General features: G+C 56.9%; 16 protein-coding genes and 1 tRNA gene. 8 read left to right on the top strand and 9 right to left on the bottom strand.

What is annotated here, in order from left to right; translation table 11 throughout:
• The first annotated feature begins 256 nt into the window (after positions 1-256).
• Positions 257-333: transfer RNA gene (locus LCM4577_RS24060), tRNA-Met, on the top strand.
• Between the two features lie 1,038 nt (positions 334-1,371).
• On the opposite strand, the gene LCM4577_RS24055 is transcribed toward LCM4577_RS24060, so the two are convergent.
• The 5 genes from LCM4577_RS24055 to LCM4577_RS24035 form a co-directional block, all read right to left on the bottom strand.
• On the bottom strand, positions 1,372-2,097 hold the full coding sequence (locus LCM4577_RS24055) for a thermonuclease family protein (RefSeq protein ID WP_244508417.1): 726 nt from the start codon (positions 2,095-2,097) through the stop codon (positions 1,372-1,374).
• Positions 2,098-2,211: 114 nt separating this feature from the next.
• A complete protein-coding gene (locus LCM4577_RS24050) occupies positions 2,212-2,574 on the bottom strand; it encodes an excalibur calcium-binding domain-containing protein (RefSeq protein ID WP_083354834.1) in 363 nt (120 codons plus the stop codon).
• A 312-nt stretch (positions 2,575-2,886) separates the two neighbouring features.
• Positions 2,887-3,897 carry a CBASS cGAMP-activated phospholipase gene (locus tag LCM4577_RS24045; RefSeq protein WP_071073820.1) on the bottom strand — a complete coding sequence of 337 codons (1,011 nt, stop codon included), beginning with the start codon at positions 3,895-3,897 and terminating at the stop codon, positions 2,887-2,889.
• Positions 3,894-4,337 carry a hypothetical protein gene (locus tag LCM4577_RS24040; protein WP_083354831.1) on the bottom strand — a complete coding sequence of 148 codons (444 nt, stop codon included), beginning with the start codon at positions 4,335-4,337 and terminating at the stop codon, positions 3,894-3,896. The genes LCM4577_RS24045 and LCM4577_RS24040 overlap by 4 nt, the downstream gene beginning before the upstream one ends.
• A gap of 3 nt (positions 4,338-4,340) precedes the next feature.
• Entirely contained in the window at positions 4,341-5,531 is a 1,191-nt protein-coding gene (locus tag LCM4577_RS24035; protein ID WP_071073818.1) for a nucleotidyltransferase, read from the bottom strand.
• 182 nt (positions 5,532-5,713) lie between these two features.
• Here LCM4577_RS24035 and LCM4577_RS24030 point away from each other — a divergent pair, with 182 nt between their 5' ends.
• The 5 genes from LCM4577_RS24030 to LCM4577_RS24010 all read left to right on the top strand — a co-directional run bounded on the left by LCM4577_RS24030 (position 5,714) and on the right by LCM4577_RS24010 (position 8,635).
• Positions 5,714-6,313 carry a sigma-70 family RNA polymerase sigma factor gene (locus LCM4577_RS24030; RefSeq protein ID WP_071073816.1) on the top strand — a complete coding sequence of 200 codons (600 nt, stop codon included), beginning with the start codon at positions 5,714-5,716 and terminating at the stop codon, positions 6,311-6,313.
• The gene (locus LCM4577_RS24025; RefSeq protein ID WP_071073814.1) at positions 6,310-6,741 is read left to right on the top strand and encodes a hypothetical protein; all 432 of its coding nucleotides are present in this window, start codon (positions 6,310-6,312) and stop codon (positions 6,739-6,741) included. The genes LCM4577_RS24030 and LCM4577_RS24025 overlap by 4 nt, the downstream gene beginning before the upstream one ends.
• Positions 6,738-7,496 (top strand): ImmA/IrrE family metallo-endopeptidase, encoded by a 759-nt coding sequence (locus LCM4577_RS24020; RefSeq protein WP_071073812.1) that lies wholly within the window; start codon positions 6,738-6,740, stop codon positions 7,494-7,496. The genes LCM4577_RS24025 and LCM4577_RS24020 overlap by 4 nt, the downstream gene beginning before the upstream one ends.
• Positions 7,497-8,115: 619 nt before the next feature.
• Entirely contained in the window at positions 8,116-8,346 is a 231-nt protein-coding gene (locus tag LCM4577_RS24015) for a hypothetical protein (protein ID WP_071073810.1), read from the top strand.
• A 55-nt stretch (positions 8,347-8,401) separates the two neighbouring features.
• The gene (locus LCM4577_RS24010) at positions 8,402-8,635 is read left to right on the top strand and encodes a hypothetical protein (protein ID WP_127303391.1); all 234 of its coding nucleotides are present in this window, start codon (positions 8,402-8,404) and stop codon (positions 8,633-8,635) included.
• Between the two features lie 230 nt (positions 8,636-8,865).
• Here the strand turns inward: LCM4577_RS24010 and LCM4577_RS24005 are convergent, their stop codons facing one another.
• From LCM4577_RS24005 to LCM4577_RS23990, 4 genes are all read right to left on the bottom strand, one after another.
• The gene (locus LCM4577_RS24005; protein ID WP_071073808.1) at positions 8,866-11,085 is read right to left on the bottom strand and encodes a UvrD-helicase domain-containing protein; all 2,220 of its coding nucleotides are present in this window, start codon (positions 11,083-11,085) and stop codon (positions 8,866-8,868) included.
• The gene (locus LCM4577_RS24000) at positions 11,082-11,921 is read right to left on the bottom strand and encodes a hypothetical protein (protein ID WP_131803513.1); all 840 of its coding nucleotides are present in this window, start codon (positions 11,919-11,921) and stop codon (positions 11,082-11,084) included. The genes LCM4577_RS24005 and LCM4577_RS24000 overlap by 4 nt, the downstream gene beginning before the upstream one ends.
• A 657-nt stretch (positions 11,922-12,578) precedes the next feature.
• Positions 12,579-14,135, bottom strand: coding sequence for an AbiV family abortive infection protein (locus LCM4577_RS23995; protein ID WP_071073805.1), 1,557 nt, complete (start codon positions 14,133-14,135; stop codon positions 12,579-12,581).
• A 148-nt stretch (positions 14,136-14,283) separates the two neighbouring features.
• The gene (locus LCM4577_RS23990; RefSeq protein ID WP_071073803.1) at positions 14,284-15,447 is read right to left on the bottom strand and encodes a hypothetical protein; all 1,164 of its coding nucleotides are present in this window, start codon (positions 15,445-15,447) and stop codon (positions 14,284-14,286) included.
• Positions 15,448-17,037: 1,590 nt separating this feature from the next.
• Between LCM4577_RS23990 and LCM4577_RS23985 the strand changes: the two genes are divergently transcribed.
• The gene (locus tag LCM4577_RS23985) at positions 17,038-18,915 is read left to right on the top strand and encodes a polysaccharide biosynthesis protein (protein ID WP_371410072.1); all 1,878 of its coding nucleotides are present in this window, start codon (positions 17,038-17,040) and stop codon (positions 18,913-18,915) included.
• Positions 18,912-20,213 carry a glycosyltransferase family 4 protein gene (locus LCM4577_RS23980; RefSeq protein WP_198541072.1) on the top strand — a complete coding sequence of 434 codons (1,302 nt, stop codon included), beginning with the start codon at positions 18,912-18,914 and terminating at the stop codon, positions 20,211-20,213. The genes LCM4577_RS23985 and LCM4577_RS23980 overlap by 4 nt, the downstream gene beginning before the upstream one ends.
• The last annotated feature ends 9 nt before the right edge of the window (positions 20,214-20,222 follow it).

Here is a 20,222-nt window from a genome sequence, read left to right as displayed (position 1 = left end):
CGCTGCCAGGTCTGCAAAGCGCACGTTCACCTCAAATCCGGATCAAAAAGATCCCGGATGGATGGAGACCAGTCTTCTCTCTACGATATAAGGCCCGCCAAACGGGAGCCCGGGCCGCGCAAGCGGCCCTTTCATTTGGCGAACCCATTGAATCCGGTAAGCGAAAACTTACCTCTAAACTCGCAAGCAAACGCTTGCAAGTAGTACGCAAGCAAACGCTTGCTCGTGGTCGCAAGCAAACGCTTGCTCGTGGTGACGCGGGGTGGAGCAGCCCGGTAGCTCGTCAGGCTCATAACCTGAAGGTCACAGGTTCAAATCCTGTCCCCGCAACCAATTTTATCATAAATCGATTACCGTCCCGGTCTAACCGGGGCGGTCTTTGCGTCTAGAAGCACCGCCGACCGGGGCGTCGAAGTTGTCTGGTATTCCTGGAAGCCTCTCGAACTGTCTGGGTTGCGCCTCAGCCCTAAGATTGAGCGATAGAAGCATCGACCCGGATCCGGACAATGGCGTGCAGCCCCATCAGCCGAACCTCTACCGGAAGCACCTCCCGTCGATCGACATCAACCGTGCGCCAGGACCGGGCTTGGCGCACCGGCTGGCGGGGATTGCCGCGTGGGCGTGTGGCTGCGGCCGGGTTGAAGATAACGGGACTGGCGCAAGGGATATCGGAGCGGGTCGCCTCCGACTATCTCTGTCAGCCCTTGGTTCCTGCACTATGTAGCCCGTACCTGGTTGCCCAGGACAGAGGGGCAAAAGTGGAAATAGGGACCTTGGTGTCACCCGACCCGCCGCAGCTGCACATAGTGATGAGGCAGTGTAACCGCAAGATTTTGGCAAACCGTGCGCCGACCGGTAGCAATCTTTTCAGAGATCGTCTCGGCTCCACCGACCATCCGAGTCGAGGGCGCGAAGTGGTTATCGACTGCGGGAGGTTAGCAGGCGACACGCGATTTCCTCGCTTCCCCAACGGGTGGCAAAGGTGTCGGACACCTCGAACCAGCTTCCATCATTGCCTGCACCGTGATGCTCGCCCATGCACGAACATTCGCACTCGTGCCCAACCGCATTCTGGCATGCTGGAGAGCACTTCTCTTGCTCTCGATAGGGCTGAATTATGTAGACCTTTCCGAAGTGGGATAGCGACCTCTCGACGAAGCCGTTGAACCACGCTTTTGGCAGTTTCCAATGGTTCTGTCTCTGATCCCAGGTTGGCCTTACGCGCCCAAGCGCCCCGAGCCAGGCGCGGTTGTTTGTTGCGTACGGAAGTCTGACGAGCAATTTCTCACCTTTGCCGGTCTTTCGCCAAGCTACCGGGATGCGCTTTTGGTTCCAGACGTAGTCGACAGATAGAGTGCCTATGGACATGACCTAGCAAAGCCCCTCGCATGGAATGCCGTCCTTGTCGCGGTCCAACTTGCCGCCCCATGAGCAATTGGCCAGATACCACCTCGCTTCTTCGCACGAGCTGACTTGCGAACAGTAGCGGCGCGGCTCGCACGAATAGCTGCTTTGCGCGACCTGCCGACGGCTGATGATCCTGAGCGGCTGGCTCGACGGCGCTGCGCCGTCGGCGTGCGAGGCGCGCCAATCCCACGGCGCTTCGAAGTTGCCCACCCACATGCCCAACTTCGCTGCCTTGGCCTTCGCCTGCTGCGATGCGTAGGCGCCATGGCTGTAGCGCGGCCAATCAAGCGCCTGGCCCTGCTCGACCATCCAAGCGGCCACACTGGCGCCGTCGGCGCGCCGGCAGTCGCCGACGAAGCGGTGATACTGATCCCAGGTCACGAACGTGCATTGGACCGGCCTCGAGGCGGCCAGGAATCCGTCCAGCGCTTCCGCCGATCGCCGGCCGCACGGATATTCGAAGCCCTTGGCGTCGTCGCAATACTGGCGGCTCTCCGGCGCGTCGATGCCGTTGAAGCGGACACGCTGGCCGTGGATCTCGATCGTGTCGCCGTCGATGACCGACGCGACGCCGGTAATCGGCTCCATTGGCTTCGGCGTGATGAGGTTTTGCAGGTTAATTTCCGGCAGCGGTGCGCTCTTGTGCATGACAAACTGCGTGACCAGAGCGGCGACCGCCGCGACCGTCACGAAAATCAGGCCTCGCGGTACGCTCGCCCATCGGCGAGCGCGTGAGCGCCTGGCGCTGGACCTATTCCGCCACTGTTTAGATCGATTGTCGTACCGAGATGACTCCACTGGCCGTCACTTTTCGCAGCCGATACCGTCGTGATCCCCGTCAAGCCGGTTCGGGTCAGACCCGCTAACCGCCACCGGACCTTGAACGACGGGATTGTTCCCTTTGCCGCCGGCGCAATCCAAATCACCGCCACGAGATCCAGAGCCGTTGCGATACCGCGCCACGATCGCGACGGACCGGGCACCGTCGCCTTCAATGTGTGTGTTGTTGCTGTTCGGGTTGAACGGATCAACCGTCTGCAAGAGACTGTTGGTGTTGTTGGCGTCCCCTGACCCCAACGTCATCGTGTCGTAGTTGTTGAGATAGTCAGCCGCGCAGCCCGATATTGAGAGCGTTGCTGAAAATAGAAGCAACCGTTGGCGAAACATTTGCCCATCCCCCGCCCCCAAATTGGCATATTAGGGGGCGTTTCGCAATTCTCTAATAGACGTTCGTCCGCGTGCAGTTAATTGGAGCATGGCTCAAAGCAGCTTGATCGGCTCTATGAGCGAAGCGTTGTCGAGGCTGCTTGTTTATTGCAGCAGCATTCACCTCACGTCCGACGCGGTAGAACTGCAGCCGGTCATCAATGTCGTGACTGACAATGCTTCAACAACCGTCCCGGTCTAACCGGAACGGTTTTTGCCTTCAGGGAAGGCTATCCTCATTTTTGCCGCAACGGCGAAGAGTTTTGAAACGCTTCAGGTGGACAGGGAGTGGCACGGCACGAATTCAGCGGCCGGGCCACTAAAGAAGTGACGTCTGAGTTCCGGTAGCTGTTCACGCGCCTCGGCAAAAGCACGGTCACGCATCTCGGAAATGCGAGAGGCATTGTCCAGGGTATAGCGCCCCTCTGGCGCGATCTGGTCGATGCGCCAGATCGCTTTGCGCTCGTGGACGTCGCCGGTGATAATCTTCGCGGTGCCGAGCGCGCTATGCGCTTGACCCGCCATGAAGAGGCGGGCAACCGAAGCGGCCATCGGCAATTTACCTCTGAGCAGGGGAAGCCTGCCGGGTTCGGAAATTGTGCCGACCGACAAGATCTTGAGTCTGTCCCCCGGCCAGCCGAGCATCCCGGTCGCCTCGATCGCGGCGACTCCGATCGGATTGTTGGCCCAGACCCCGCCATCGATAAGCTCGACCGCCGATTCCGTCATATGCGGCTTCAAGAACGTTGGAGCGGCGGCCGTCGCCATCGCAGCGTCGATGGCGGTCTGTCTGTAATCCGTCTCGAGCCTGGGGTGATGTGCGGTCTTGTAAATGTAGACGCGTTCCAAGACGGGATGCCAGGCGGGGATGACAAGCCGCGTGCGACTTTCGCCCAGCTTGCGATGACCCAGAACGTCTTCTAGGGCGCGTTGTAGGGGCGCCGAGGAATGCTTGGTGACAACGAGATGCGCCAAGCCGCGCAGTTTCTGGCGAATCCAATTTTCGATCGAGCCGTGTTCTTGGCCGAAGATTGCCGGACCTTGCTTAACATAGAGCCCCAGGATGTCGCGCGCCGACAGACCGAGGCCGAGCCCGATCGCGATGATGCCGCCGGTCGAGGTGCCGGCGATGAGATCGAAATATCGCCCGATCGGATGGTCGAGATGCTCTTCCAGACGCGCCAGGAAGGCGGCAGGAAAGACGCCGCGTATCCCCCCGCCATCGAGCGACAAGATACGGTAGAACCGATCTCCGCTTGTGGGTTCTGGCAAGGGCGCACTCATACGGCCTCCTCATTGTCGTTGTCGCCGGGGTGCATGCCGCCACCCTTCCAGTCGTCGGAGACTAGCCACTCCTCGAAGTAGAAGAGCCACAGGGCGGTCCAAGGCACGATCGTCAGGTCGAGCCGCATCCACGACTGCCATTCAAAGATGCGAGGCAGATAGAGACAGAGCCTCGGCGGCGTCTGTTGATAAAGGTGGGGGATGCGGCGTTCGCCAGCGAGGACGTGCAGGTCTGGGGCCTCGACAAAAATCCGTGGCACGCCTCCTTGCTTGAAGTCGATCCGGATGCCGTAAGCCCGGCTCAGTGGCGAGGGCGACGCGCTGTAACGCCAAGTGATCACCCCTCCGCGGAGCCGGCCAGTTCCTTGGCTGACAGGATTGCTGCGCAGATTGATGAATTGCTGCGCCGCTGTCAGAGGCTTACGTCGTCCGATCAACATGATTTAGCCGTTGCTCCCGTAGAACGTGTTGGCCCGTACTGCGGTCGACGCCGGCAATGCGCCAACGATCAGGCCGACCTTGGGGGCGAGGAACAGATTGCCGCCACTGCGAGCCGCAGTAACGCGATCGGTCAGCGAGTCCATGGCCGCAGTTGCCGGACGGGACCCGAACAACCCCTTGAGCGCTTCACTGAGCCGATCGAGGCCGCTGACGGCCACCAGTTGCGCCAGATCCGCGCGGAACGCGCGATGCCAGTGATAGAAGCTCTCGGCGCGCTCCGGATGGCGGTTCCACTTTTCGGCGAAATTCTCGCCAGCGGTGGTCTCGTTCCAGATGAACCACTGAATTCGCCCATCCATTGGGATGGCCTCGATCGTGTCGGGCATGTGATCGATGACATCAAGCACAAGTTCCAACTCGTTGTCATACTCATGATTGCGCACGCACCATTCATAGCTGCGTGCCGCGAGCGTGGTAATGATCACTGACAGCGGCGCCAGATCGGGCTCATCGACAAACACGATATCGCGATGGCGCTTGGAGATCTGGACCGTGCGCCGCAGAATACCCTTGAAGCCCCCGGCTTCCGGATAGGGCTCGATGTTGGCATGGGTGCTGTCTTTGGCTATGCGCTTACGGAGCCGGATCATAGGGACCAGTTTGGCGCGCTCCTCGAACAGGCGCCTGTAGCCCTTCGGATTCGAGGGCTTCCACGCCCTCAGCGTCTTGTCTGGAACCAGTTCGCCACCTGACCGGCAGCCAGGGTTAGGAATCGAGGGGGTGATGTCCATGTGGAATTCGTTGGCGTAGCTGAGGCGCCAGCACCGCGGCATCTCTTCAAGCAGGGGCGCATAGTTGCCATTGGCGCGCAAACAATCGCCGATGGCCTTCTTGAGTGCCGCCGGCGAGATCGCAACGTCGAGATCGGACACATGAGCCACCAGGTCGACATCATGCTCGTTGACGCCGACCGGGCGCACGGTCGTGCGCAGCGCTGTCGAACCCTGAAGGTAGATCGCGATGGCGCGCAGCACCGGATCGTCGGAGCCGGCAAGGCAGGCGCCCACGCCTTCATAGCGCTGCCGGGCGAGGGAGAACTGCGCGTCGGTGAGCTCTAGCGACTGGCAGACCAGTTCGAGGACTTCCACAATCTGGGTCTGGCGTGCCTGGAGCTTCGGATCGAGGTAATTCATCGTCTTTCCTGCCTTTTTCGAATATTCTCGGCTTGGCTCGGAGCTGAATGAGTCGGCTTTCCGGGCATCTGTTCGGGAATGCCGGGCAGGGCGCATGTTTCGGACTCAATTCTTTTTCAATTGAGACGAAATTCTTTTGTCCGAAAACGAGCAGCACGTCGGCATAGGGTGGCGGTCAGGCCATGAATGAAGCGAGCGCTCCTCTCACCGGCAACGTTGGTCAGCCGGAAAACGGGCACCTCGTCGCTGAGGAGGTGCTGGGAAAGCTCGACTCGCTCCCGGCGGCCGAACGCAGGAAGCTTCGCCTGATCGAGGAAAGATGGCGCGACGGCACGGATTTTGGCCCTGGGACGCTCTATCAGGAGGCAATTTGCCAGGTGATTCTTGGTGAAAGGCGCTGCCCGGTCGAGGTGTCGTTTATTGCCTTCCTCGCGCAGTCGATGCGGAGCATTGCCTCGCATCGACGCAAGGCTCTGTCACGCCAGGTTCCCTTCAGCAGAACCGACAGCTCCGGTGTCGTCGTCGAACTGCAGATCGCCGCTGACCAGCTCGATCCCGAACAGACAATTCTCGAGAAGGAGGCCGCGGATGTGGTCGATGAAGTCTACAAGCTGCTTGAGGGGGACGACGAGGCGCAGTTGACGATCATGGCGATCGTTGATGGCAAAAAGGGCAGGTCGCTGCGCGACGAGCTGGGCATCACCCAGGCAGGGTACGACTACATTATGAAACGGATCAGACGCGCAGTGGCCAAGAAATATCCGAAAGGATGGCCGTTATGAGCAGCAAGCGCAAATCGGTCGACGAACTTCGGGACTTGAGCGACGCGATCGATGAATCCATTCTCGCGGCCTCTGATGATGAAATCGACGAGGAACTGGCTCTGCTCGGTCTGGATCCCACGAAGGTCGCTGCCGAGATGGAAGCTTTGGCGCAGGAAGCCAAAAAGATGGCGGGGCGGTTGCGTCTGGAACGGGCCAAACAGGCGGTTGCCGACTTCCACAGCAAGCCCACGACGACCCGTTTCTCGGATCGAGCGGCGCTACGCAGTAAATTCGATCGGATGCGTTCTGGCGGCGACGGCCAGAGCATGACGATGGCTGCGCGCAAAGGCAAACATCTGTCTTCCGACGACGAAGACGGCGCCCTCGATGATCTCGCGCAGCTCGAGGCGCTAGAGGCTGAGGATCCCGAGGCGCCGAAAGAATGACGCGAGCAGAAAGTTTGCTGCAATCGCTCGGCATCGCTGATCCGAAGGACATCGATCTTGAAGCCATCGCATGGACACAAGGGGCAGCCGTCAACTATCGGCCGCTCAACGGCTGCGAGGCACGCATCATTGGCTCGAAGCGAAAGGCGGTGATCTCCGTCAACAGCCGCAGCCCCGAACGCCGCCGACGTTTTTCACTCGCGCACGAGCTTGGGCATTGGCACCACCATCGCGGCCGCGTGCTGTTTTGCGACAAGCATGATATAGGTAATTATGCGAGTTCGGCGATCAATCCGGAGAGGCAGGCCGATTCATTTGCTTCTGATCTAATCCTGCCGGACTATTTGCTCACACCGCGACTTCAAAAAATCAAGAAGCCGACACTCGCCGCCGCCCGGCAACTCTCAGACGAGTTTTGTGCGAGCCAAACCGCGACGCTCTTAAAGATGACCTTGTCGAACAGATTCGCGATGGTCATCGCCTGCTACAACAAGGCGATGCAGCGGCGCTGGTTCGAAAGAGCGCGAATGATCCACCCTTGGTGGATGCCGGTGCAGATGCTCGATCCGCAGACCTTCACCGCCGAAATGCTACTGCAGGGCGCGGCCGAGCAGAATTTTCCTCGCAAAATGCCAGCCGACGCCTGGTTCGATTTCAGGGGCGCCGATCGCCACGAGGTGTCGGAGCAGTCGTTTCTCCTGCCAGATGAGGAGATTCTTGTGGTCCTGACTCTGCCGGACGAAGCCGTTGCTTGATTTCGTCGGTCTCCTTCCTGCGGTACCTGTTGCCGGGACGATCGCCCCCTGCGGAAAATTAGTGTCAGTGCTGTCGCGATGGGATATGTGCATTGCTCATCTGCGCTTATCTCCCGCCTCAATGTGCATTCCGCGGGGGTCGAGGCCCTCGCGCTGAACGATGCAGATGACCGTTCACGGTCCGTCGTTCTGCGCGACGACGTAAAAGTCTGCGCTCTCTTCCAGCTGAATTACGCGCGCTCGCGATAAAGGCTGGGATGTCAGAATCCGTTTGTGAGAGCCCTGATCGACCACTGAGTCAGGGTTTCGAGTCGGTAGACCGCTACATTGTGAGACCCACTATTGAGGAAGCATTCTTCTGCTATCGGCGATGGTCTGTGGGAACGCAAACGTCAAACATCACCTGGGGCGGCCGACAAATATCTTGACGGCCTTTGAGCGATCAATCATTTTTCCGGTGGCCTTGAGAGAACCGGCGCCGGGCACCAGGGAATAAGCCGGATGATAACCGACGATGGGGGAGCCCTCACGTCGTAGACAACGAGCAGCGCAGCTGCCCAACAAAACTCTTTGAACATTAACCTGCTCGCGGCGTCGCCCACGCGCGTCCGCAGCGCAAATGGAATTGGAAGAGGTTATGTCTAGATTTGTTGAGTATCAGGATGGCGACGTTTCCGTGACCTCACGCAAGCCGTTGAAAGGTACCTTGGAGTTGGTGGGCGAAGAAGATGAGCCTGTCTATCTGACGCTGGATCAATTCGCCGCTGAATGGCTGATGGGTGCGCTCGCCGAATTTCTCATCGAAGGAGAAGGCGGAGCCACCTCTCAAGTTGCGATTGGGCGAGGCTAACGGAAGCGCGCCGCCGCTAGACCTGTAGCATGGCTGAACGGAAAGGAATTTTCACTTGGCAAAATACACCTATCAAATTTCGATCGTCGAACGCGGCCGAACGCAAGAGTGGCTGGACTTCTGGATGGGCGGAAAGCCGTCACCTGAACTCCGTAAAGCCAACAAGAATGGTTCGCTCGGTCGTACCGAGCTTGTAGAAGCGGCAAATCTGGAGGAGGCAATTGCCATTGCTAAGCACCGCAATCCTGATTGCGTGGTGATGCGCCAGGGAAGCAGCAAATTGGGGTAGAAGATAGAGAATGCACAGCACGGACCGCCCGCCATGCTGGCACATGACAAGAACGGATGAGAGGACCGATCGCGGCGGCGCTGGCTCTGGCAAGTCTGGCGATATCGGTTGGCAAATGCCCTATGCGCCTACGGTCCAAGGCGACGGCACCATATGGCCTGCGTACGTCTGATGCTTTTGGGGTGGGACATTCTGGAGCAATGCCGCAGGCCCCGTCCTATGACGGGCCGTCAGAAAGAATCCTTTTGCAAGCTACCACTGGCGATTGGACCCCGCAGGATTTGACTGAAGCCACCGCGTTCGACCGAAGACGCTATGAAAAGGCGCCTCGCAGCTCTGCTCGCTCCTAGATAGGCGCGAGAGACATAGCGCCGTCGCGCGCCCTGGCTCAAATACTCACCCGAAAGGTCAACTTGATCGACGTGGATGAGGATGACCGTGTCAAATTGAAGTCCCGCTACGTACTCGGGCATGCTGAATACGCACCGGCTCTTAGCATAACGAAGTTCCCTAAGATCCTCTCTAGAGGTAACTGCCACCATTTTCTCTTTTGTTCGGCCCGCATTTCGGTAGGTGTCAAACAGCTCCTCATTCATGCATAGAATAGCAACCTGACTACCTCCGCCATCCAGCGTGCGGGCAATGCTGCTCGCTTTATTCAGCGCCTCGTCGATAAGCTGTATGTTGGTGTCGAATTCGGCGACTACGGGCCGGTCCCCATCGGTGGTGCTGGAAGTCGCTCCATATGTTACGAATTCCCCTTCCAAGTCGATGGCTGGGAAAGACGCGTCCAGATCGCTTAGAAAAGACGCTATCTGCGGGGTGGAACGATATACCTGCTTCAAGTCGACAGGAACCGACTCTCCGACTCCCGGGTTTCTGAAGCGATCCAGACCGCCACCTAGGGCAGCGTCATTTGTACTTTGCTTAAGGTCATACGCCATAATTAGCGGCCACCGACCGACATGTTCAGCCCTCGAAGCGAAAAGGTTTTGCAATATCATCGCCTCTACTCTTGTAAAGTAATGGTACTCATCTACGAATATCAGATCGAACCCGGTGATGTCGCGCAGCTGGTTCCACTCGTGAGTTGTCAGATACCTACCAAAGTCTGCAATCATCTGATCCATGCTCAGTAATCGCTCGTTACGAAGCCGTCCTTGGTATGACTCATGTATCTCTAAAACGACTTTGCGATCGTCAGGCGAGGGGAGTGACATCTGCCAGGCCTCCCGGTTGCCGTTGATGTACTTTTCCGAGGCAGGGGTTCCTTTGCGAATATTCTCAGCATCGAGCGAGCAAGCGAATTCGTTCATCAATTCTTCAACGAGAGCGGGACGCATTTCTTGACTCTCGATGCGTGATGCCATCGCGGGAGAATCTCTTAGAATGCCAAGCGCGATTCGTGGGCTGCGCTTCACCTCCTCAATGGCATCCTGGATCAAAAGGCGCTGCAATTCTCTCCCGTCCCGCCCATCGAGTGACAAGGGCTTCAGGCCCTTTCTTTCATAATTGAGCTGTTCCTGGGCGAGTTCATACAGCGTCCCAATCCACAGCTTGGGCCGCCCCGCTGGCGTCTTGAGGCCAGTCCATCTCTCGGAGGGGTCGAGTGCAAAAAACATGCCGCGCACGACTTCGTGTGCCAGCGCGGCACTATGTGTGAGGAATGCGAATGTCTTGTCGCCGCCCGCGTCGGCGTCGGCATAGAGATCCTTCAAGCATTTTACTACCATCGCCTGGGTTTTGCCGGTCCCGGCTGCTCCACGCAATCTTATCGGCCGATCATGTGGTTGGTCGACAAACCGAATCTGCTCGGCGCTGAGCTTGCGCTCGTACCAGTCTTGCAACGTTCCACTGCCGGCGAGGTCAACCCCCAACGGCGCGCTCAGCAAGATGCCAAAGTTGCCTACAACTTCTGACTGCGGTGCCTCTTCCAGTAGAGCCTCCAGGAGGCCTTCAATCGAAGCCTTGAAGCCGGCGAGATCAATTGGAACTGTGCCCAGCGCTTGGGGCGCATCAGTCACGCCGAAAGCGAACAGATTGGGCGTGCCGCATGGAGCCTGATCGAAGTAAATTCTGTGCGGCATTTTACGGCTCGACGGCTCAGCATACACAGAAAGCAGCGAACCATCATGGTAGGGCTGCCAGGAAACGGGCAGCGTGATGTTCCTGTCGAATTGCCTCAGGGCTACACGCATGATGCGCTCGAACGCAGATCTTGGCTTTGAAACTCTCGCGAATATTCCCTCCTTTCCTGTTTTGATGACAAGCAATCCTGACTCAAGAGATGCATACTCGGATAAAATATAGGTGAAATTTGAGATCTGCACCCGGCGAAGACCATTCGCGTTTCTTGGTATATTGAAATCGGAGAACCATGAATCTTCTATCAGCGCCGCATCGAGAGCGCCTAAGGCGTCTTCGTCGATTATAACAAATTCAGTACTCATATCTTTTCTCCGGCTTCTTTATATACGAGTTCCACGAGCAATTCGGTGGCTGCGTCACATGCGTCTTCGAATTTCTTTGGCATGCCAATGCGAGAGAAGAGAAACGCTAGCTTCTGGGCGACTGAAAATCGTAAGCCGTCTGTAAATCGTCCTATACGGTGAAATGCTTCTGGTTTTCCGTTGATGCGAGCTTCCGTCTCTGACCTGAAGAGCCCATCTGCCCGGATCATTGAAATGGCCCGGAGCAGAATGACGAACCCGTATCCGTCGGTTGCTGGCAATTCCGGAATCAGAACAAAATCAGGAAAGCCCCGGTCAGGATCAAAGGCTTCTTTAATCGCCGACTGCTGGCTCTTCTGATCGCGACCAAGCAAGGTCCAAGCCTGCTGTAGGTCTTTCACACGTGAGCCTGAGCTGTCAAACCCGAGGGCCAATCGAATGCATGCCAGTTGGGATCGAAGTTTGACGTCTGATTTGCCACCAATCGCCGTGAGGATGGCATCAGCATCGGCTTCCGCCAACCAAAATCGAAGTGCGCCATCGTCAAGCAGAGACAATCCCAGTTCGGATCGCTTGATTCTGCTGTTTAGACCCTCACATGCGGTCTTCAGGTTTCTATCAGCTATACGCCTAAATTGCTCAGTAGCCCAAAATTCTTCGAGATATTGAGCCGCTGGAATGACTTCCAGCCATGTAAAGCGGTCTCCAGTTTTCTTCTGTGCAATGTCGCAGTCAGCTGTAATGATAAAACCATATGATGCCGAAATGCGATCAGCAGAATTAAAACGGCGGATTACGTCACCTTGCCGAATGTCCTCATCGTCGTCGACAAACAATATGTGTCCACTCATATTGACCCCAACTTGTTGAAATTCACGAGTGTCCCAGTTCACCCAAACTTAGAAAAACCAGGAGCGCTCTGAACACGCTCCCACTTGGAAGCGCCGCACTGCTGGGCGCCTGATCGCCCATGCGCGGTGACTAGAAGCCGCAAACTGTGGCTATTCATTTGGTTCAGGGTCAGGCTTGTCGAACGCGTTTAAGCTGACTCCCCTGGTGAAGCTCCCGGGCGCTACACCTAGCGCGATCAACTTGCCCCAATCGGCAGCGGTGTCCGCCGCCTCGTTGTCATCAAACATAGATTACCGCCCATGTGCTTTCCGTTTGCTCTGAGGTAACTAATATAGGCTGGATTCACTGCTAAGAGTTGTGAAAAGGCTGTTTTCCACAACTCTGCTGCTCGGCGAAGGGTACTGAGGAAACTGCCATCAGGCGTCGACGAACAAAAAAGCGTTCTGGGTCATGGGAATGGATGCCCATCGGCCTAACGGAAACTAATCCGGCCAGAGGAAGCTGTGGCGGTCCCCGCGAATGCGCTCCCGATGCGCGCATCCTGAATCTGGCTCCCAAGAAATGCAGCCTAGGTTAAATATCGTACGCGACTGGGGTGCTCTGGCAGCGCAATTGCCTGTATTCCGCTTAATCCGACTGAACTACACGCTTTCCTGGTTGAACTTCTCAAAGGCTTTCGGCTGAATCGTACGTAAGAAGTAGGCATCGCAGAACAGCTTAATGAACGACACCTCTTTCAACGTGATAGTGGCTTGCCCCAAATTGCCGGCCGCGAATAGGCGGCAAAGCTCCATGTAGCGCTCACGCTCATCGAAGTTCGGAAATAAATCTTCCAGGAACGCAAGGAAAGTTGGTTCGAAGCTAGCGCCTTCGTTGACGTCGCCTGCATCCTCCATCATGGCCTGTAGGCTCGAGATGAAATTGGCGAATGCCGTTGTCTCGTTCTGCCAGTGGATGTCGTTCAGCGATAGGAAAGTGAGGCCGCCAATGTAGTAGTTGTAAGCTCTATGCTCGTCCCTACGATTGGGACCCGGAAGTGCAGCGAAGCAGGCCATAACCTGATAGAGGTCCTGTTCGGCCAGCACGCGGTTCTCGCCCCAATCGATCACCAGGCTGGGCGAGCGCTCGACTCCAATCTCCTTGCCGCTTTCCAAATCGACCATACCGTCCCAGTAGCGGCTGATCTGTTCGGGCAGCCGCCACCACCAAAATCCCATCGTGCCTATGTTCAGGGCTACAACGAAATGGCGGGCAATACCCCAACCGAAATGCCACAGCGCCTCGATCGGCACCTGATCCTTCAAAGTGAACTCGATGATCAACTGATCCTTCTTACCGGAGACCGCGACGAGCTTGATAAATTCAACTTGATCGTTCCAAGCTTTTAGAGCCTTTGGGCGAATCGAGTGAGACGCCGAGAGGATGCGTACGCGAATTCTCCACTTGTCCTTAGTACCCTCGGCGGGGAGGTTACGACTCCGCTTTAGCTCAAGGGCAACTGCGGCTTGGCCTTCCGCTTCGGCCTCGTCGAACAGGCCTTTGAGCCAGCGAATCCATTCCTTGGGGCTTTTCAGCTCGGCTAGCTTTTTCAGGGATGCACTGGAGAGGATTTGACGCCTCTGATCCGGATCACTCGTGGCCATTTCGAACCATGCCTGAAGCGCAGCGTCTTCCGCGGGAATCTCCTCACGGACCGTGACCACTTCGGCTATTCCGAGCCGCGCTTCAGCAAGGCCAATCAAGTTGTCGGCCTGGAGGTTGTCGATCGCGCCGGCTGGGATGTTCAGCCCATCTGAGGTGAGATCAACGTAGAGTCCCGCTAGGCGATTGGTGTGAATTGTGCTGGCAAGTCCTTGTAGATTGTCGAACGCTTCCTTGGTCAGCTCATCGGCGAAAAACTCCGCTCCGAAGAAGGCCCAGAAAAGCTTTTTGACGTGGTCCTGAGTATGTTTGTTTGGCCAAGCGGGAGAGGTTTCCCGTCGATCCGCCACCGCCTGTACCCCGAACAGCTCACGCTTGCCGATTTCCTCCAGGGCCAAGGTCGCCAGGTGATAGGCAATATTTTGGTGGCCAGATGCGCGCACTGCTTTCGCAGACTCGACAAGGGCGCGCGCATTCACAAGGCAGGCATCCATCGCATCCAGTATGGTTTTATCGATGCGGAAAGCAGTGTTCTGATGCGTGGCCAGTACGCTCATGAAACTCCAGTGAGTTCGCCAATTCTAGTTAGCTCGGATTATTTTTGGGAGTGGTGTCGTCCGTTCCAGATCCCTACTTGGCCGACCACTACGGCCCCAGCATTCTGCAGCTCGATGGTTGATCAGAAGGCAACTATCTTAGAATATATCATAGCGACGGCTCGTTGAGATGCGTCAAGATTTGACCAGACCGCACTGGGTCGATCCTGTCTGCCTCTGCAAGTGCCCAACGTTGCCATGCGTCCAGTGCCGAGCCATCGATTTCAGCTGAACCATCATCGATCGCGCGACGGACGCGCTCAACAAGCGCGCGAATCTCTTCCGCTTGACGCAGCAGCTCCCCACTGGTCCGCAGGTTTTGCAAGCGCTTTTGGTTGAGTTGGACTAGCCATTCCTGGCGCTGCTTCTCCTTTTCAATCCGCTCACGCTCTGCACGCTCCTCGGCTTCCCGCAGGCTAAGGCGAAACGTTTTCTCGCCCGCCACGATGATCGCGGCTGCGATCTCAGCGATCTTTGACTCAAGCTTGGCGTCGCCGCTGTCCTGCCACGAGACTGTATTTTTGCGATCGAAACCTGGATCGATCCGCAGCGCGAGCGGGGTTGATGCCGGCAGTTCCGGCGCCGGCCGCAGGTACCCCTGCTGACGCACAGTTCGGTGGCTACCGGCTATTTCAATTTCCAAACCGACGTGTATGTCGCCGATAGCTGCTCCCGCGTGAATTTCTCCATCGCGCTCGTAGGCACTACCGTCGTGGCCGCGCTTGCTGAGCGCCAAAAACAAGGCGTTGAAGATTCTCAAGCGTCGCTTGCCTAGCGGATTGTCGAACTTGGGTTCGTCAAAGGTCCACTCGCGTTCTGCATTTTTATCGCGCCGGCGCCGCTCCTGCTTGACTATTTGAACGAGCCCTTTGTGAGGTCTGTCCAACGACTGAGGGACAGAAACTTTGCCAATCGCCTTCAATTCCTGTGCGTGGAGTTCGTCGAGGTCTTCTGGAACCAGAGCGGATGCAAATGGCCCATTAGATGCAAGAGGGGCTGCAATCGGCAGAACCTTTTTGAAGCGCGCGTCGACACTTGCTCGGCCCATTTCACCGGGGCGCCGCGGTGGCGCCTTCGGTAGTGCTGGCACTCTCTTTCCGGCACGTATTTTGTTCCAATAGCCTTGCGGCGGCGACGCAATTCCACATCGCGTCAGCAGTTTCTTCAGCCCGACGTCGGACAGTTCGAGCTTCGCCGCCAAGTCCCGCATCGGCGCAGACCAGGCGAACGCAATCAGATCGTCGGGCAACACCAGGATGTCTTTCTGCCACACGTCGGCTTACCTCCATTTTGTTCGGCCGAGCTACGTTTGGCACGCCTTCGCAGTGTCGATATGACAGGCCGGCCAGTGCCATCTGAGGTCAAATCTGGCAACTCCAACGTGCTGTCGGTCGTGCCAGGAATGCGCTTACATGATCAAGGTGACTGCAGATCGGCTGCAGCTAAGCAGCGTTCTCGGTGACCATCAATTGAGCGCTTAGAAGCGATCTGCTTCCTTTCGTAGTTTCTCGTGCAACAGGGGGCAGCGGGACATTGCCGCGTGCCAGAGCGAAGGTGGGTGCTGTCGAGCGAGGGCCAGGGAATACGACCGAAGAGCGATGGCAAGATAAAAGGGCGCACATTGCGCGCTCTGACGGTCGTTTGTTTTCAATGAATTAGGTAACAGTTTCACAATGTGTGAATATTATCCGCACTTTACCGAAATGATGATTCCTGAGTGGTTTCAAGGAACTAATGCAATGTGCAGTGCTCAGCCAACGACTGGCAATGGTTGGAGCCGGCAGGAGGAATTCGGCGCCTGGTTCGGCTATGAGGCCATCCATCCTGACATGAATGCGTGCAAGCCGGCGGCCGGTTCAACATCCGAGGCCGCGGCGCCGGCGTTGCTGCGAGTCTATCGGGGGACGGCGGCTTGGGCCGGAAGGGGGTGGAGTCCGCTTCCGGACTGGTCAAGGCTCGCGTCATCAAGTCAGTGTCGCAACTTGGCGCTCGAGGCCCGAAGATGCGTGCCGTCTCACCGCGGTTGATGCATTCGCGCTTTCTTGAGCGCGACGGCGAGGCGCGCGACGGCTAAAAGAGCAGGGTCTGTTCCACGTTCGATGAAAGTCGTGAGAGCAATGAGGGCAAGGCGTTCATTAAGCGCTGCCGTGGCATCGCAAATGTTCGACCTCGCGAAGCGTCGTGGTCTGTCTGACATTGCCTTTTCGGCAGAGTTCCTGTTGCGCGATCTTCTACTGGCAAACGCCCTAACCGCTTATCTTGGTTCGAACTCTCTTTACGCCATCCCGCTTGCTGTTCGGGTACCGATGATAGCGATTTCTTGGGAACCGACGCGGTTCCGATCGGGATCGGGACAAGGTTAAGTGAGTGTCGCTCGGCAACATGTCTGCGCTTATCAGGGCGCCCCCCTCCGGCCCCCTGTGGCCAAACCCTCATTGTCCCTTAAGAGGGTACCATCTTTGCCGCTCTTTGCGGTGGGCTTCCACAAATAAAGTATTGGACGATTTGGCCATGTGAGATACAGAATCCAATCAGCTGCTTTGCTGGGGTGGACCTTTGCGTGGCGGGTAAGAAGAAAATACTAGGACAATTTGCTTAAAATGGAATCGCCCCGTCCGACGCTTTCGTTTCTGGGTCCGCTGACAGCGCCCAAGGTATCGCTATTGGATCCGATCCGGCGCGATGGGTCTACCTGCCGGTCAACGGCGAACGTTCGGAGTTCGATATCTCTGGGCCCGGTCGAGTGCCTTCAATTGGTCTCGATCCACCGCAAGACATCTCTTCAAGGATGATATCCAAGACACCTCACGTCGTCTCTCGGCTATTGACCTTACGGGGTCTGGCCTTGGTACATGATGGCCTGATGGGAGCCGCAGCGCTTCTGCTATCATTTGCTCTCAGGTTGGACGTAGCTTTTCTCGGGAATTTTTGGAGTTTCCTAGCCGCCTCTGCGCTCTTCGGGCTTGTAGTCGGTATCACTGGGTTCGTCCTGGGGCTCAATCGCGGCATATGGCGTTACGCGTCGCTTTCCGATTTCCTGGCGATTGCGGGTGTAGCAACAGCGGCTCTGGCCATCTTCACCGTCTTCGAATTCCTGATTAATCGGCTGAACTCGATTCCTCGTTCGTCGATTGTTATCGCATGGGCTTTCACGATCGTCCTTCTGGCCGGTCCGCGTGCGGCTTACCGGGTATATCGAAACCAGCACGATACACGGAAAGGCAAGGCCGCAAAGGGAAGCGCCAAAAACGTTCTTCTGATCGGAGCAACTGACAATGCTGAGGTGTTCATAAGAACGATTCAGGAGAGGCAACGTGCCTCCGTTCATGTGCTGGCAATTGTCGACGAGCGCGGCCGAAGGACGGGACGAGCGATTCGCGGAATCCCCGTCGTCGGGCCGCTTGAGAAGTTACCCCAGATATTGGAGCGTTTTGAGGCGCGGGGCCGCCGGGCGGAGGCGATAGTCCTCACGAGATCGCGCGAGGAATATCAGCGGTACGCTAAGCTCGAGGAGTTGGTAGACCTGGCCGCGCGACAGAAGGTAGAATTGCTCACGCTGCCCAATCTGCTCGACATGAAAAGTATCGATGCGGAGATCGAGCTCAGCCCAATAAAGTTAGAAGACCTATTGCAGCGCGCACCAGTAAAACTGGATCCACATAAGATAGCTTCCATGATCGGCGGCAAAAACGTCATGATCACAGGAGCCGGAGGGTCGATTGGGTCTGAGTTGGCTCGACAGGTAGCTGAACTCAGCCCACTGAGCCTGGTGCTCGTGGACGCCAACGAATACGCGCTTTATTGTATAAGCACCGAATTGGGTCACAAACTTCCTTCTCCAACGCTCCACGCCGTTCTGTGCAACGTTCGTGAGAGAGATGCGATCAGCAGTGTCGTCGAAACTCACAGGCCGGATCTCATCTTTCACGCTGCTGCCCTGAAGCACGTTCCAATGGTGGAGGCTCAGCCGATCGAGGGAATCTTTACTAACGCCATTGGTACTCGAAATGTGGCTGATGCCGCGTTGCGATGGAAAGTCGCAAAGGTGGTCATGGTCTCAACCGACAAGGCGGTGAATCCCGCTAACGTCATGGGAGCCACCAAACGCATGGCAGAAATGTATTGCCAAGCGATGGATCTCGACCCGAAGACGCAGCCAACCCAGTTCATGACGGTGCGGTTCGGCAATGTTTTGGGGTCGGCCGGCTCAGTAGTCCCTCTGTTTGAGCAACAGATAAGAGCCGGGGGACCAGTAACTGTGACGCATCCAGACATCGTGCGCTTTTTTATGACCATCCCGGAAGCGTGCATGCTGGTTCTGCAGGCTGCAGCTCATGAACGAGACGGCGTTTCTGAGCGCGGCAGGATCTATGTTCTCGACATGGGATCGCCGGTGAAGATTGTCGACTTGGCAAGGAATTTGATCCGTCTGTCTGGACGGCGCCCAGAGGTCGATATCCAGATTGCTTACACCGGACTTCGCCCAGGGGAGAAACTTTACGAGGAATTGTTCGACTGTAATGAGAAGCTAAGCGAGACGGGATCGCCAGGCATCCTGGCCGCCTCCGCACGTTCGATTGAGCGGGCAATGATGGAACGCATCTTCGATGAGATGCATCGGATGATAAACGACTTGAATGTGGAGGGCGCGTTGCGTCTTCTCCAATCAACGGTACCAGAGTTCACGCCGGGACCTGAAGTTCAAGTGACGATGAGCAGCGCGCGCTCGTTACGGCAATGAAGCACGCCTACCCTGTATCAGAGGATAATCAGCCGGCGTGCGGCGCCGGCAAGGGCCTGCGCGTGCTCGTAGTGAGCCAGCACTTCTGGCCGGAGAATTTCAGGATTAATGAGGTTGTTGATTCACTCCGCTCCGAAGGCTGTGATGTGGAGGTTCTCTCCGGGCAGCCAAACTACCCGCATGGCAAGGTGTTTAGGGGATACAGTGCATTTGGATTGAGAACTGAACTGCACCCGTCCGGCTATGTGATCCACCGAGTTCCTCTAGCCCCCCGACGCGGCGGAGGGGGATTTTGGCGCGTTTGGAATTACCTCTCGTTCGTAGTCTTTGGAGCGATTCTGGGGCCATACCTCACGCGAGGCAGGCGGTATGATGTCGTGTTCGTCTACGCGATCTCGCCTATCCTCCAAGGGTTGGTGGGCGCTGTGTTTCGGCAGATAAAAGGCGCAGCGCACGTCATTTGGGTGCAGGACTTGTGGCCCGAGAGCCTTGAAGAAACTGGTTTCATCAAAAACAGGTTGGCGCTGGCAGCAGTAGCACGACTCACGAGCTTCATATACCGACGCGCTGACCTTCTCTTAGCGCAGTCTCGTGGATTTATCGGGAAAATAAGAGCCGTTGCGAAATATAACATCCCGATCGCCTATCATCCAAATCCGGGTGATCGACTCTTGGGGCGAGAGGATTTGGGCGAAAGTCCTCGATTAATATTGCCTGCCGGTTTTAACATCGTTTTTGCGGGTAACTTGGGCACCGCCCAGGCATTGGACACCGTGCTTGATGCAGCCGACCTCATCCAAGATCCAGATATACGCGTCGTTCTTATAGGGAGTGGAAGCCGGTCGGGGTGGCTCGGACAGCAGATCGAGATGCGGCGGTTGAGCAACGTAGTTTTAGCCGGCCGATTTCCTCCTGAGGCGATGCCGAACATATTAGCACAGGCATCTGCCCTTCTTGTAACCCTCAATCGATCGGCGGCTCTAAGCCTGACAATACCGAGCAAAATTCCGACCTATCTAAGCGCGGGCCGTCCGATCCTGGCATGTTTAGATGGCGAAGCAGCAGAACTTGTCCAAGATGCCAAGGCTGGCCTAGCCGTTCCCGCGGGTGATCCAATCAAACTTGCGCAGGCGATTGTGCAGTTAAAAAACATGCCGGAGGAAGAGAGGGAATCCATGGGAGCTGCCGGTCGTCAATATTTCAATGCTCATCTTGCTCCAGCACCCCTGGCACGGGAGCTTATTGAACATTTCCGGTGTGCCGTTACCAGGCGCAAAGCACCCGCAATAGCGACCTAGGAACTAGCG

This window comes from Mesorhizobium sp. LCM 4577 (assembly GCF_001854795.2).
GTDB classification, from domain to species: domain Bacteria; phylum Pseudomonadota; class Alphaproteobacteria; order Rhizobiales; family Rhizobiaceae; genus Mesorhizobium; species Mesorhizobium plurifarium.
The sequence above is the reverse complement of the archived record's forward strand: the minus strand, read 5'-3'. Positions and strand labels throughout refer to the sequence as shown.